A 13829-nucleotide genomic window follows, 5' to 3' on the forward strand; every position below is an offset into this window, starting at 1 on the left:
AGCGTCACCGTCTTCTTCGGACCCACCTGCGCCTTCGGCGCACCCAGACCGGAGCGCGTGTCCATCAACCGCGCCGGCTGCACCGGCTCGAACGTGCCGGTGAGCTGCGGCTGGGGCGCGGTGACGGTCAGCGTGCCCGTCGCCTTCGCGGCCGGGCCCGCGCCGTTGGCGGGGGCGACGGTCAGGGTCCAGGTGTACGCGCCTGCCGCGACGGTCCGGCCGTCCGGGCCCTTGCCGTCCCAGGCCGCGCGGACGGGGCCGCGGGTGGCGCCGGAGGTGACCCGGTGCACCTGCTTCCCCGCCTGGTCGCGCACCGTCAGCTCCCAGGAGGAGGCCGGGCGGGAGAGCTGCCAGCGCGGCTGCCAGGAGTCGCCGTCGACCGTCGTCAGGGTGCCGGGCACACCGGTCGGCAGGGCTGCGAGGTCGGAAGGCGCCACCGGGCTCGGGAGCACCTTCCCGTTGCGCTCGTCGTCCAGGTAGGCGAGACCGCCGCCGAAGCGGTCGACGGACCAGGAGTAGCGCCGCATGGCGTGGCCGCCGTTCCAGGCGGGCCGCTCCTCCAGGTGGCGGGTCTCCGGCGTGCCGTCCTGGAAGGTGGTGACCGCGAAGTTCCAGGACGGGGTGCTCACGAAGTAGCCGTCGCCGAGTAGACCCTGTCCCCTCGGCAAGGTGACCTTCGCCCCCGTCTTCCGTTCGACTGCGCCGGAGGCGCCGAAGCCGGGGCACGACCAGGAGAGCCAGCGTCCCGCCGTCTGGAGGTCCACGATGGCGCACGTCGCGCCGGTCTGGAGTGTGCCGGTCTTCTTGCCCGTCTCCAGGTCGGTCAGCTCGACCTCACCGGACGTACCGGTGGATGTGTAGAGCGTGCTGCCCCAGATTGTCGCCGCGCTGTACGGCTTGCGCAGCACGATGCCGGAGCCGGCCGGCGCGTCGAAGTCGGCGACGATCAGCTCGCCGTCGACGTCAGGGTCGCCCGGGTAGCTGGGACGGCCGCTGGTGAAGGCCGCGTAGCGACCGAAGACATCGACGATCTGGCCCTCGAACGCTCCGGTGTTCACCCGGGAGACCGCGTCCCCGCCGCCTCGCGCGACGAGTTCGATGCGGGAGGAGCGCACGGGGTAGACGACCCGGCCGTCGCCCGAGGCGAAGACGTACTCGCACGCGCGCTGCCCACAGCTCGTGTAGTCGTAGCGGCCCGACTCCCGGCCGAGCCACGTGGGCTCGCCGGCCGTCTCCGGCTCACCCAGGGGCGCGAGGTCGCGGCGGTAGAAGCCGGAGGCCGCCTTCACACCCGTGTTCTCCACGGTGGTGACCGAGCCGCCGGCCACTGCGATTCCGTCGGCCCTCGCGTTCATGGGGTCGATCCGGGTCAGCTTGCGCACCGCGGGCTCGCCGTCCTCGACGGTGATCCGGTGGGCGAACCACGCCTCGGCGGAGTCGCCGCCCAGGGCGAACGCTCCGCCCCCGGGGAACTGGTCGGTGTGTCGGTCCGCGTTGTCCAGCAGAACCGTGCGCCGGGTGCCGTCCAGGGTGAAGGCGACGAGCTCTCTGCCCAGCGAATAGTCGCCCGATTCCTTCTGCGGCGCGACCATCCAGTCGCCGCCGAGGAACATCGCGTACTGCGGGTCGAGGTCTTCGGGAACGGTGACCAGGCGCGCGGCGGCGTCGAGGTCGTCCCGGTCCCGGACGTGGAGCTTGCGGTCCCGGTACTCCCACCAGCCGATGTGCTCGGGATCCAGGGCGAGGCCGAGCGCCGAGTGCCCCGCGACGGAGCGCAGCCCACCGGTGTCCAGGTCGACGACACCCACCCGGTCCGGCTCGTCGTACTGGTCGGGCGTAGTGCTGAACGAGAGGACCACGGACTCCGCGTCACCACCGAGGACCTGCACGCTCGTGAAGACACTGCCCTCGGGCCAACCGGTGACCTCGGTCCGGGCCACGGCCTCCTCGCCCTGCGGACGGAGCAGGTAGTAGCCCGTCGCCCGCGCCGGGTCCTCGCCCTTGTAGTCCTGGACGAGGACGGCGGAACCGAACACCCCTTGGTTGATGTCCCCGTCCGGGACCTCGATGCGGGTGACCTTGCCGGTCGTCATGTCCTTGAGGTCGACGTTCTCGCTGTCGCCGCCGACGCCCTGGAAGGCGACGACGTCGGAGCCCTCACCTGCCGCGCCGGGGTACCCCGCGCCGGGGCCGCTGCCACCGCCCTCGCTGACGAGTTCGACGCTCTTGCCGGTCGCGTACTCGGTCCACACCGAGGCGTGGCCGCTGATGCTGCTGTGGCGCTCCGAGCCGTGCAGGAAGCCGGTCGGACCGACGTTCCACACTTCCTCGGTGCGGGGCTGCTTGCGCGGGTTGAGCGGGAAGGACAGGCTTCCGGCCTGCCGCGCCTCCGCGGTACCGACCGTGCCGGCCGGATCGGCGGCGGCGGGTGTCGCCACCAGCGCCAGTGGCGCGACGAGTGCCGCGGCCGCCACGACGGCTACCGCGGCATGACGGACATGGGCGCGTTGTGGCACCTGATTCCCTCCCCAGGGACAGGCCGGGGATGTGAGCGCTCGCCGGGTCACGGCCCCCCTGGCCGCCCGACCTGCGCCTCCCGGCTAGATCAGGCGGATCCTAGCAACGGCCTCCGGCTGGATTTCACCCCCGCCCCCGGTCGCCCACCCGTCCCCGGCCCAACGGCCCGTCGGCTCTCCCGTCTCCGGCGCCCAATCCGCTTGCGGCACCCACCCGCCCCCGACGACCATGCCCGGCATGACGTCATCGATCCGCAGGATCAATCCCGACACCCTCCACGAGACCCCCGGCTACCACCACATCACCGTCGTGGAGACGGGCCGGACGGCCTATCTGGCCGGGCAGTGCCCCCTGGACGTGACCGGGGACCTCATCGGCGAGGGGGACGTGACCGCGCAGGTCCGCCAGGTCGCCGCCAACTCCATGACGGCGCTCGCCGAACTGGGCGCCGGGCCGGAGCACGTCGTGCGGTCCGTGATCTACGTGGTCAGCGACCGGGGCAGCGTTCTCGCCAACGCCTGGCGCATCTTCCGCGAGTCCCCTCTCGCACCCGCGTTCACCACGGCGAGCACGCTGCTGGGCGTGGCCCAACTCGGCTACCCGGGCCAGCTCGTGGAGCTTGACCTCACCGTCGCACTCCCCGACTGAGGTCCGACGGGCGGGGCTCGTGCCACTGCTGCTGGTGAGCGAACGATGGCGTCCGCTGCGGGCCCGCGCCCTGGCGGCGGTGACAGGTCGTACAGCCGCCGGCACCGGGCAACCGCGCGCCGCTAGCTTGCGTCTCCCCCGCCCTCCACCCCATCGGCCTCCGTCCCGACCTCCGCCCAGACGGTCTTGCCCACCGGGTCCCGCTTCTCCGCGCCCCAGCGGTCGGCCAGCGCGTCGATCAGGAGCAGGCCCCGGCCGGACACCTCGTCATCGGGCGGGGTCGTGGCGGTGGCCGGGGGCAGTTCGTCGGACGCGTCGGACACCTCGACGCGCACCCGGCCGCGCCGGGCGTCCGCGCGCACCCGCAGCAGGAAGTCCCGCCCGGGGACGTGCCCGTGGCGCACGGCGTTGCCGGCCAGTTCCGCAACCAGCAGGGCGACGGTCGAGGAGAGGTCGGAGTCGGCGGGGTGCCCCCAGTCGGCCAGGTGCCGGACGGCGACCCGGCGGGCGAGCCGCGCGCCCCGACGCGTGGAGCCGAACATCGCGGTGAACTCCGCGACCTGGCTGTCCTGTTCCCGCGCGCCCGTACTCGCCGTCGCCGCCGCTCCGTCCGTCGTGGTCTTCAGCACGTTCCGCCGTCCCGTTCTCTTCGGTCTCTCACTCCCGGACACCACCCACTGGTGTGCGGATGGTGACTTTCCGTGTTCAAGAGTGGTCCGGCGGCCCTACGCTCGGAAGGGCGGACTGCCTTACATCGCGAGCGGTAAGGAACGGAAGTGAGCCCATGGCCAGAGCAGTTGAGCCCGAGGAGTCCATGGCGGCCCTCTTCGGCGCGCAGGTCCGCCGCCTGCGCCTGGCGGCCGGGCTGACACAGGCGGAGCTGGGCGCGCTGGTCCATGTGGTGAGCACCCGCATCACCCAGATCGAGCGCGCGTCCGGCGCGAAGCCGACGCTGGAACTGGCCCGCGCCCTGGACGCGGCGCTGGGAGCGGACGGCCTGCTGAACGACCTCTGGCCGCACGTCCACCGGGAGTCCTTCCCGGACTGGTCGCGCACGTTCATGGCGCACGCCGCCAGGGCGACGGCGATCCGTGAGTACACCGCGCACGTGGTTCCGGGCCTTCTCCAGACGGAGGCGTACGCGCACACCCTGCTGGGGGTCGACCCCGCGCTCAAGGACGAAGTCCAGTTACGGGAACGCCTGACCGCCCGACTGGAGCGCCAAGAGCGGCTTTCCGCCCCGGATCGGCCAGAGCTTCTGGTGATCCTCGACGAGTCGGTGCTGCGGCGGCCAATCGGCGAGCCGGAGGTGATGCGAGCGCAGCTGACCCGTCTGCTGCGCGAAGCTACCAAACCGCACATCACGGTCCTGGTACTCCCCTTCGACCACGGCGCGCACGGCATGCTCGGCGGGTCGCTGACCCTCCTGACGCTACCTAACGGCTCTGAAGTCGCCTACACAGAAGGCGCGTACGACGGTCAGCTATTCGAGGAAAACGAAGACGTCAAACGCTTCGCACTGACCTACGATCGGCTCCGGGAGGCCGCTCTGCCACCGCGCAGGTCCCTCAGCCTGATCCAAACCGCCTTGGAGGACGATTACCGTGACCTCGCTCTCCCTTCCCGGCACGCGCGACGCCGCCTGGCGAAAGAGCAGTTACAGCAACCAGGCGGGCGGCAACTGCATCGAGGTCGCGGACGGCATCCCCGGCCACGTCCCGGTCCGTGACAGCAAGAACCCGCACGGCCCTGCCCTCACCTTCACCGACCCCGCGTGGGCGGACTTCGTCGCCACCCTCAAGTCCCCGCGACGGGGCTGACCCGACCGGGGCCCGGTGGCCCCGGGGCCGGTGGGCCGACGGGCGTCAACGTCCCTCCGGGGCCCGGTTCGCCAGGGGGCGGTGGGGCACGGGATCCCCCAAAGAACCTGGGGGAAAGAACCTTCCCGCCCTCCCTCCCCTCCCGCGTCACCCGGACGGGTGACCGGCTTGCAGGGGTGGGGAGTTGGCGGTTACGTTCCCCGCAACAACCGCAGACATATGACGGCCCCCGCCGGGACGGCAATCCCGAACGAGGGCCTCACCGCTCAGGAAGACGAGACCTTCCCGATGGCTGATCGGCAGTCTAACGCGCCCCTGCGCGCCCCCGCCGGAGCTCCGAGTTCCGGGGTGATCCACGTCCGCACCCGGCTCGACGCCGACTTCACGGTGATCTCGAACCGCCTCGCTCAGCGCACGGGAAGCGCCGTCACGGTCGGCGTCGCGGCGTACATCCTGTCCCTGCCGGACGGGGTGCGGATCCGCATCGAGGACCTGTGCGCGCACTTCACCGAGGGCGAGATCCTGATCGCCCGCGCGCTGCGGGAGCTGGAGGCGGACGGCTACCTGGAACGGCTCGTCGGACGCGGCGGCGACGGCCGGCTGCACACACGCACCCTGTTCCACGACGTGCCACCGCGCGGCGCCGGGCCCGAGCCCGACCCGCCGCCACAGCCACCACAGCCACCACAGCCACCACGACCGTCGCGCCCCCGCCGGACCGCGCCGATACCGGGCCCGGCACCGGAGGGTCCGGCACCAACCGCTCCCGCCCCCGCCCCGGAAGCCGCCGCCCCTGCGCCGGGCCCGGCCCACGAACCGCACCCCGGCCCGGCCCACGAACCGGACCCCGGCCCGGACCCCCGCGCCGCGTCGCTCCTCGCGGCGCTGCGTCTCGCCGACCCCCGGCTGATCCTGTCCCGCCGCGAGGTGGAGTCGCTCGCCCCGGCCGTCGCCGAGTGGCTCGCCCACGGCGTCGCCCCCGAGGACCTCACCGCCCACCTCACGGACCGCCTCCCGGCCCCGCTCCGCGCCCGCCCGGCCCGGATCCTCGCCTACCGCCTGCGCGAACTCCCGCCGCCCCTGCCCGCCACCTCTCCCCCGGCCGGCCCCGGCACCCCCGTCCTCCCCTGGCAGACCTGCGACGGCTGCGAGCGCGCCGTCCGCGCCCCGTACCCGGGCGCCCGCTGCCGCGACTGCCCGCCGGGAGCGGAGGAGTCCGCGCGGGTGCTGGAGGCGGCATGCTGAGCAGCGCGTGTGCCGTCGCGAGCCGTCGGGGAGGCTGGTTGTGCGACGCTGGGCCCGTCGGTGCCAGGAAGAGGTGGAACATGATCGACAGGTTCACGGACGGGTTGCTGACCCCGATCGAGACGTCCTCCTACCTTCAGATCCCCGTTTCCACGCTCAGCTCGTGGCTCAAGGGCACGGCCGCCGGCGCGCCCCTCGTGCACCAGGTCGAGCCGGTACGCAGGAACCAGCCCTCGGTGCCCTTCATCGCGGTCGCCGAGGCCCATGTACTGCGTTCGCTCCGCACCCACGGCCTGCGGATGAGCGAGATCAAGGAAGCCGCGGCGGCTGTCCGGGAGGCCTTCGGCACGCCGTACGGCCTCGTCTCCAAACGCATCGCCACCGATGGCGTCGACATCTTCGTGGAGCACGGCCTCGGGGACCTCCGCCGGGCCCGTGACGGCCAGGCGCCCATCCACGAGGTCGTCTCCGACTACCTGCGCTATCTGTCCTGGGACGCGGACGACGCCTTCCCCACGAGCCTGCGCCTTCGCCAGTACCCGGACTCCGTACCAGTCGTCATCGACCCCCGGTTCGGCCGGGGCCTCCCGGTCATCGAGGCCAACCGCGTCCCGGTCGGAGCCGTCACCGATCTGTGGGAGGCGGGCGAGACCGTGGAGGACATCGCCTATGAGTACGACATGACCCCGGAGCAGGTCGCCGCCCTGTGCGACGCCGTGGTGCACTTTGCCGCCTGAGTTCTTCCTCGACCGCAATCTCGGGCGCCGGGTCGCCGAGGAACTGAGGGCGCGCGGCTGGACGATCCACTGCATCGCGGACGTCTTCGACTCTGACGCCCAGGACGTCCCCGACGCCGACTGGATCATGTACGGCCTGGAGCGGTCCTGGGTCCCCCTGTCCAAGGACGGCAGGATCAAGACGCGCGACCGGGAAATCCAGCCCGTCCGCGAGCGCTCGGCAGTGCTCTTCTACCTGGACAACCAGCAGCTCCGGACCCTCGCCATGGTCGAACGCCTCCATGACCGGCGAGATGCCATCCACGCGGCTGTCGCACGTGGCGGCCCCGCCGCGCACGCCGTTCGCCAGGACCGCATCGATCGCACCTGGCCCTGAGGCCGCGCTCCGACCAGGGCAGACGCGGGGCCTCGCCTCCAGGAGACAACTTCCGCTGTACGTAGGGTTGTCGGGCCGCAGCAGAACCGCCCCACCCCGCCCCGCGGATGAATCACCGACGTCCAGAGCCAGGAGCGCCCCGCCCCCTCCGCGCCCGTGGGAGCGGAGGGTCCTGACACCGCGTCCGCGAGGCGGTGGCGGGCAAGCGGCCGTGGTGGGACTCGTGGTGCTTGTCAGAGGGCGAGCAGGGCACGGCCTGCGTACGTCGGGTCGGCGAGGGGTCTCAGGGCGAGGCGGACCAGGGCGAGCGGGTTGTCGTCACCGGCGATGCGGTTGACGCTGAGCTCGCCGCAGGTGGCGCACTGGTGGATGATCATCCACTCCCCGTCGCTGCGGACGGACATGCCCAGCGCCTCCATCCGGCCACGGCAGTCCGCGTCACGGTCGCCCGGGACCTTCCGGTCGACGTGCAGGCTGGCCAGGCAGTTGGGGCAGTGGTTCCGGTGCGCGGTGCCGGGCGCGTCCAGGGACACGTCGAGCCGGCAGGAGGCGCACCGGAAGTCATTGGCCCGGTGGCCCCCCTGGGTGTGCAGTACGTCCTTGTGCCGTTGCGCCCGGCGTCGGCCGCGACCGCTGCGGTTGTGGCGTGACATGGCGGTGCTCCTTTCCTGAACGGGCGGTCAGAGGGTTCCGAACGCTTCGAGCGGGAAAGGTGGTTGGGCCAGTGGGCGGACCGCCATGCGCATCAGGACGAGCTGGTTGTCGTCCGCGCGGACCGGGGTCGAGGTGAGTTCGTCGCAGCGCACGCAGCGGTGGATCACCATCCAGTCACCGGTGCGGAGCACGGCGACGGCGATCGGGGTCATCCGGCCCTCACAGGCGCTCGGACCGCCCTCGACGCGGTCGACGACATGCCGGGAGTGCAGGCAGGACGGGCAGTGGTCGCGCTGGGCGCCGTCGGCGGCGTACGCGGACACGGTCAGTCCGCACCACGCGCAGGCGAAAGTGCCGAGGTCGAGAATGTCGTTGTTGGGGGTGGTGTGGCTGGACACCCGGGTGCTCCTTGCTGGAAACGGTTCACGACAGCAAGAGCAGGCCGAGTGGCCTCGTCAGACGGCAGCCCGAGAACGCCTCAGAACGGCGGACAGGCGGATCGGAGCACCGGAGAACACGTCCGGCAGCCGCCCGGAAAAGCGGGCAGCCAAAGGCAGCGGACGGTTACGCGGTACGGCGAGGCGCACTCGGCGCGGGCCGGGACATAAACACACCCTTTTCCAGGACTCTCAGGCCCAGGACGAATCGAGAACGAGTAAGGCCTTTGCAGGTTAACAAGTCGCCTTCCGGGGGTGTCAACGCATTAAACGACGCCGCCGTTCGAGGCGCCCGCTCAGTGGGCCGAGGACAGGGACTACACCCTCGGCGCGTTCCCCTGGTCTTCACCGACCGCCCGCTCGTCGCCCTGGTCCACTTGCGCGTCAGGAGCCTGGACGGACGACACCCACGCACCCGCCCTCGAACGATCGGCACGATGCCCCCGGCCGGCCGTCACGCGTCGAACCAGCGGTCCCGTTCCAGTTCCGCCGTGCGGGAGGCGTCCTCCAGGAGGGCGGCGACCTCGAAGCGGCGGGGCCACTGGCCGGCGGCCCAGGCGAGGCCGGCGGCGACGCCCTCGAAGGTGGCGGCGTGGATGGTGCCGTCAGAGGTGCGGCGCCAGTCCAACTCGACGTCGCCGACGCGGAGTTCGTCGTGCTCGACGTAGGTCACGGGGGTGGCCGGGCCCAGCAGGGTGCGGACGGAGGCCGGGACCTCGTGCTCCTCACCCTCGGTGGTCACCTCCGCCGTGACCGCCTCGCTCAGGCGCCGGACCTGGAGGAGCTCCGCCAGGTCCGCCGCGCGGGACGGGGCGACCGGGAGCAGGGGCAGACCGGCGGCGAGGGGCAGCAGGTCGGGGGTGTCGGCCACCACCGCGTCGGCCGCGTCGACCACGACCGGTTCGCCGTCGACGACCGCGCGCAGCTCGTCCGGGAGGGTCACCTGCTCCGGGTCCAGCTCGGCCAGGGCCGTGTAGAGGGCGTGCAGTTGGGCGGCGCGGACCGGGCGGTCCGGGTCGGCCAGCCGGGAGAGGAGTTCCGCCGCGCCGCCGGGTTCGTCCAGCAGGGCCGCGGCCGAGGTGCGCACCCCGAGGGCGTGCAGGACCTGGGCGTCCTCGAATCCGGTGGTGTCGGCCGCCTCGTACAGGCCGTCCAGCAGCGGGTCCGCGCCCGCCGCGCGCAGGCCGGCCGGGCGGCGGCCGTCCAGGACGGGGTGGTCGCGCAGCCACCAGGCCGTGTAGGGGCGGACGGACTCGGTGGTGCCGTCCGGGAGGAGGACGCGCACGGGCTGGGTCAGCGCGTCCCGCAGCGGCTGCCGCGCCAGCAGGGCGAGGGCCTGCGGCCAGCGGTCGTCGTCCACGAGGTCCAGGTCGCGGACGGCGACGATCTCGGTGGCGACCGGCGGGAGCGGGCTCTCGGGCAGCCGGTCGAGAGCGTCCTCGCACCAGACGTCGACCGCGTCCAGCAGTCCCACGTCGTCCGGTTCGGCGAAGTCGCCCTCGCGGGGCTCCAGTTCGTCCGGGTCGAGGACGACGTCGGTGGCGCGGACGAGGGTGAAGCCGGCGAGCACCCCGCAGGCGGCGAGGGGCTGTTCGCCCCAGCGCTCGGCCAGTTCGGCGTCGCAGAGGGCGAGTTCGTCCTCGCGCATCACGGCGGCGAACGCGCTGCCGGGCAGCACCAGTTCACCTGCCGGGGCCAGTTCGCCGTCCTCGTCGGGGAGGGCGAGGGCGCCGAGCCAGGGCTCGTCGCCGGGCTCCAGCTCCGCGTCCCGGACGAGGGCGAGGACCGTCTCCGCCAGCTCCTCCGCGTCCAGCGTGTCCGCGTCCTCGTCCCAGATCTCGCCCTCGTCCAGCGAGGCGGCGACGGCTGCCCGGACCTGGGGGGTGGTCAGGACGGCGCGGGGCGTGGCGGGGAGGGCGCCGAGCTTCTCCAGGAGGGGGTGGGCGGCGTCGGGGTGGACGACCTTCAGGCCGAGCCGGGCCAGGTCCGCCGGGGTGTCGGCGAGGGGGAGGAGGGTCTGGCGCGGGCCGATGGTGGTGCGGCCGTCGGCGAGGGGGACGGGCAGACCGGTCAGGCGGTCGGGGTCGGTGCCCGCGAGGCTGTCGTACAGCCGGCGCCACCAGTCGGGGGCGCGCTCGAGGCCGGCGAGCCGGTCGATCGCCTCCGTCAGCGGGACGCGGGCGACACCGAGGGTGCGCAGCTCGACGCGGCGCTCCAGACCGGCGGGCAGCAGGCTCGGCAGCACCTCGGCGAGCACTCGCACGGTCTCGGCGCCCGCGCCCTCCAGCACCTCCGCCTCGACGGGGCGCAGCGCGGGCGGGGCGTCGCGGCCGGGCAGACCGGTGGTGTCCGAATCGGATTCGGGGGCGAGGTCGGGGTCGGGATCGAGGTCGGCCGGCGGGGTCGCGGGGAGGGCGGGCTCCAGGAACGCGGTGCGCGGGAGCCGGTTCAGGATCGCGGCGCGCAGCGCGCCGTCGAGCGCGCCCTTGCCGAGCGGGCCGGGCACCAGGTCGATCGTGCCGGTCGTCACCGGCCGCCAGGCGGCGAGGAGTTCGGCGTACGCGTCGGCCGCCCGCGCCACGAGGAAGTCGGTCAGCGGACCGGGCGCGGGGTGCCGGCGGGTCGGGTCCAGCGGCAGGCTGGCGATCAACAGGGCGGGCACGCCCAGGGGTTCGTCGGTGGGCGTGGGCGCGTGGACGACGGGCGCGGTGTCGGGACGGGCGGGCGCGCCGTCCGCGTCGACGGGCACGGCCCAGGTGACGGACCAGTGCGGACGCAGACGTTCCTCGACGGGCCGGTCCGCGAGGAGGGCGGGCTCGACGGGCCCGCCGCGGTGGACGACGCGCCAGCGGCGGGCGTCGGCGCGGGCGCTGTCCTCGATGCGGACGTACGGGCCGCCGTGGCCCTCGGGCGCGCCGTAAACCCCGGGCGCGCCGCGGTCGTCCGGGGTGGGCCGGTCGTCGGGGACGCGGCGGATCTCGCGGACGCCGTCGGGGGTCTCGACGACGATCTCGGCGAGGCCGGGGAGGGTGAGCAGCAGCGCGTCGTCGATCCCGGCGAGCAGGCGCTCGACGAGGTCGACGGCGGCGCCGTCGCGCAGCGGGAGCACCACGACGGTGTCGTAGCCGGCGGGCGCGGAGCCCTCGGCGGGCAGCGGGAGACGGAGCAGGGGGACGTGGCCGTCGCGGCGGCGGAGTTCGTCGCCGAGGCCGGGGCTGCCCTGGGCCGTCTGCCGGGCCAGTTCCCGGGCCTCGGGAAGCGACCAGCGGACGCCGCCGTGGCGGCCGACGAGGGCGGGTTCGTCGCTGACGGCGAGGACGGCGGCGAAGCCGACGCCGAAGCGGCCGACGGCGGTCGTCGCGTCGGCGGCCTCGCGTTTGGCGCTGGCGCGCAGGGTGCTGAGGGACTCGACGCCGGCCGCGTCGAGGGGGGCGCCGGTGTTGGCGGCGGCCAGGACGGTGGGGTCGTCGCCGCTGCCGGGGCGGAGGGTGAGGCGGAGGCGGCCGGGGACGCGGGCGCGGGCGGCGGCGTCGGCCGCGTTCTGGGCGAGTTCGACGACGAGGCGGTCGCGGTAGCCGCCGAGGGCGAGGTCCTCCTCGGCGTTGGCGTCCTCACGGAAGCGGGCGGGGCTCGCGGACCAGGAGTCGAGCACCCCGCGCCGCAGCCGCGCCGTTCCGAACGGGTCGGCCCCTTCGGTCGTGTGGACGCTCACGCTGCGACTCCGCTCTGCTGTGCGTTTCGGCTGGCCGGGTGGGGCGGGTGTGCCTGTGGCGAAGGTACCGCGTCCTGCCGACGCCGCGCCCCGCCGCCCACCCTTTCCGCCCTCGCGGGCCCGGGCCGGGCCCGGCCGCCCGCCTTCCCGGACCGGGCCAAGGCCGGCTGCCCAGCCCCGCCGGCGATCGAGGCGCGAACCCGGCCCGCGGACCGGCGGTCGCGGCACGGCCTACGGCCGTGTCCTCAAACGCCGGACGGGCTGAGAAGACATGCGCTCCACGCCAAGCCCGACCACAACGGCCGCCCGCACGGACGGCAAGCACGCACACCCGCCACCGACCCCTCCCGCCGGCGAACGAGGCGCGAACCCGGCCCCGGGCCGGCGGTCGCAGCACGGCCTACGGCCGTGTCCTCACACGCCGGACGGGCTGAAAGGCGCGCTCTCCACCGCAGCCCGGACAGGCTGAAAAGCGCTCCCCCGGGCTAGGAGTGGCCCAGGTCTGCCGAGGCCTCGTCCGTGTCCGAGGACACGGAACCCCCGTCCCGCGCCGGCCGCAACGGAAACGCGTCCGCCGTCACCGAGTCCAGCACCGGCGCCGACGGCACCGGCGGCTTCGGCATGATTGCCGCCTCGGAGTGCCCGCCGCACCCGTACGCGAGGGACACCACCCGCCCGTCCGCCGGGGAGAACTCGTTCGCGCAGACACCGAACGCCTGGCCCAGCGAGCCCCCCACCGGCATCAGGAACGCGCAGGTCATACAGGACGCCGGGGCCGCCTGGGCCATCGGCGTCTTCGCGCCGAACGCCTCCTCCCAGCGGTCCGCCGCCGCGTGCAGGCCGTACCGGGACAGGACGCGGGGGCGGGCCATGCCCATTTCCTCCGCGAGCGCCGCGATCTGGCCGCGCCCGGTGCCGTCGGCTCCCGCCGACACCGCATCCGCCCGGTCCGTCAGCTCCGCGTCCTCCGCGTCGACCCGCTCCGCGAGCTCGTGGGAGGGCGCGCCGGGCGCCAGGGCCGAGTTCGGCGGGACCTCGTCCTCGCCCGTGTAGCCCGGCTCCAGCCGCAGGTCGTCCGCCTCGGTGGGCAGCAGGTCCCCGGGGCCCATGTCCCCGGGCCGCAGCCGCTCGCTCCACGGCACCCATTCCGGTGCGAGGAGCGCGTCGGGGCCGGGCAGCAGGACGGTCTCGTCCAGGGTGACGACCTTGGCGCGGGACGCGCGGGCGACCGTGACGGCCCAGCGCCAGCCCCGGTAGCCCGGTTCCTTGCACTCGAAGAGATGCGTGACGACCCGGTCCCCCTCGGAGACGAGGCCCACATGCTCACCGACCACCCCGGGCGCCGCGGTCTCCTCCGCCGCCTCCCGGGCGAGGTCTACCGCCTCGGCGCACAGACGGTCAGGGGTACGGCTTCGCGTCGTCGCAGCACTCACAGGTCTCGCTTCTCTCCTACGCCGTCTCACGGGTGCGCGCGCCGGCACGGGAGGTACGGGGCGGTGGGCGGAGCGGACCTGGGGGCCGCATCGACGTCCACGCGCCCGGACCGATCAGTTTCCGGGCACACCTGACGTCATCCATTCTGCGGGATGCCGAAGAGGCGCGCGGCCGAGAACAACCGCCGGTGGCGCGCTGTGCACGCTACCCCCTTCACCGCTCCCCGCCCACATGCCCGTCCCAACACGA

At 73.8% G+C, this 13829-nt stretch carries 12 protein-coding genes; 6 read left to right on the forward strand and 6 right to left on the reverse strand.

Annotation, left to right across the window (positions count from 1 at the left end; translation table 11 throughout):
- Positions 1 to 2516 (reverse strand): FlgD immunoglobulin-like domain containing protein (locus C593_RS29230; protein WP_158686811.1); only part of this gene is annotated, 2516 nt, incomplete at its 3' end.
- Between the two features lie 238 nt (positions 2517 to 2754).
- Here C593_RS29230 and C593_RS0109480 point away from each other — a divergent pair.
- Entirely contained in the window at positions 2755 to 3165 is a 411-nt protein-coding gene (locus C593_RS0109480; RefSeq protein WP_051093653.1) for a RidA family protein, read from the forward strand.
- Between the two features lie 122 nt (positions 3166 to 3287).
- Here C593_RS0109480 and C593_RS0109485 read toward each other — a convergent pair whose 3' ends face one another.
- A complete protein-coding gene (locus C593_RS0109485) occupies positions 3288 to 3794 on the reverse strand; it encodes an ATP-binding protein (RefSeq protein WP_018847060.1) in 507 nt (168 codons plus the stop codon).
- 155 nt (positions 3795 to 3949) lie between these two features.
- On the opposite strand from C593_RS0109485, the gene C593_RS0109490 reads away from it, so the two are divergent.
- From C593_RS0109490 to C593_RS0109505, 5 genes are all read left to right on the forward strand, one after another.
- Positions 3950 to 4894 carry a Scr1 family TA system antitoxin-like transcriptional regulator gene (locus C593_RS0109490; RefSeq protein ID WP_018847061.1) on the forward strand — a complete coding sequence of 315 codons (945 nt, stop codon included), beginning with the start codon at positions 3950 to 3952 and terminating at the stop codon, positions 4892 to 4894.
- Positions 4851 to 4985 carry a DUF397 domain-containing protein gene (locus tag C593_RS33655; protein ID WP_486591105.1) on the forward strand — a complete coding sequence of 45 codons (135 nt, stop codon included), beginning with the start codon at positions 4851 to 4853 and terminating at the stop codon, positions 4983 to 4985. Before C593_RS0109490 ends, C593_RS33655 begins: the two co-directional genes overlap by 44 nt.
- A gap of 288 nt (positions 4986 to 5273) precedes the next feature.
- Positions 5274 to 6230, forward strand: coding sequence for a hypothetical protein (locus tag C593_RS29235; RefSeq protein WP_051093654.1), 957 nt, complete (start codon positions 5274 to 5276; stop codon positions 6228 to 6230).
- 80 nt (positions 6231 to 6310) lie between these two features.
- Positions 6311 to 6967 carry a DUF433 domain-containing protein gene (locus C593_RS0109500; protein WP_018847063.1) on the forward strand — a complete coding sequence of 219 codons (657 nt, stop codon included), beginning with the start codon at positions 6311 to 6313 and terminating at the stop codon, positions 6965 to 6967.
- A complete protein-coding gene (locus tag C593_RS0109505; RefSeq protein ID WP_018847064.1) occupies positions 6957 to 7343 on the forward strand; it encodes a PIN-like domain-containing protein in 387 nt (128 codons plus the stop codon). Before C593_RS0109500 ends, C593_RS0109505 begins: the two co-directional genes overlap by 11 nt.
- Positions 7344 to 7576: 233 nt before the next feature.
- On the opposite strand, the gene C593_RS0109510 is transcribed toward C593_RS0109505, so the two are convergent.
- From C593_RS0109510 to C593_RS0109525, 4 genes are all read right to left on the reverse strand, one after another.
- Entirely contained in the window at positions 7577 to 7996 is a 420-nt protein-coding gene (locus tag C593_RS0109510) for an RNHCP domain-containing protein (RefSeq protein ID WP_018847065.1), read from the reverse strand.
- Between the two features lie 27 nt (positions 7997 to 8023).
- On the reverse strand, positions 8024 to 8395 hold the full coding sequence (locus tag C593_RS0109515; RefSeq protein ID WP_018847066.1) for an RNHCP domain-containing protein: 372 nt from the start codon (positions 8393 to 8395) through the stop codon (positions 8024 to 8026).
- 493 nt (positions 8396 to 8888) lie between these two features.
- Entirely contained in the window at positions 8889 to 12146 is a 3258-nt protein-coding gene (locus tag C593_RS0109520) for a sacsin N-terminal ATP-binding-like domain-containing protein (RefSeq protein ID WP_018847067.1), read from the reverse strand.
- A gap of 485 nt (positions 12147 to 12631) precedes the next feature.
- Positions 12632 to 13579 (reverse strand): DUF3027 domain-containing protein, encoded by a 948-nt coding sequence (locus C593_RS0109525; RefSeq protein ID WP_026277532.1) that lies wholly within the window; start codon positions 13577 to 13579, stop codon positions 12632 to 12634.
- Positions 13580 to 13829: the final 250 nt, after the last annotated feature.

Source organism: Streptomyces sp. CNT372, from assembly GCF_000377145.1.

What these genes read in the sequence shown, in the direction of transcription:
- C593_RS0109480 (WP_051093653.1), top strand. Translation starts at nt 2,755, where the DNA reads ATGACGTCATCGATCCGCAGGATCAATCCCGACACCCTCCACGAGACC.
- C593_RS0109490 (WP_018847061.1), top strand. Translation starts at nt 3,950, where the DNA reads ATGGCCAGAGCAGTTGAGCCCGAGGAGTCCATGGCGGCCCTCTTCGGC.
- C593_RS29235 (WP_051093654.1), top strand. Translation starts at nt 5,274, where the DNA reads ATGGCTGATCGGCAGTCTAACGCGCCCCTGCGCGCCCCCGCCGGAGCT.
- C593_RS0109500 (WP_018847063.1), top strand. Translation starts at nt 6,311, where the DNA reads ATGATCGACAGGTTCACGGACGGGTTGCTGACCCCGATCGAGACGTCC.
- C593_RS0109510 (WP_018847065.1), bottom strand. Translation starts at nt 7,996, where the DNA reads ATGTCACGCCACAACCGCAGCGGTCGCGGCCGACGCCGGGCGCAACGG.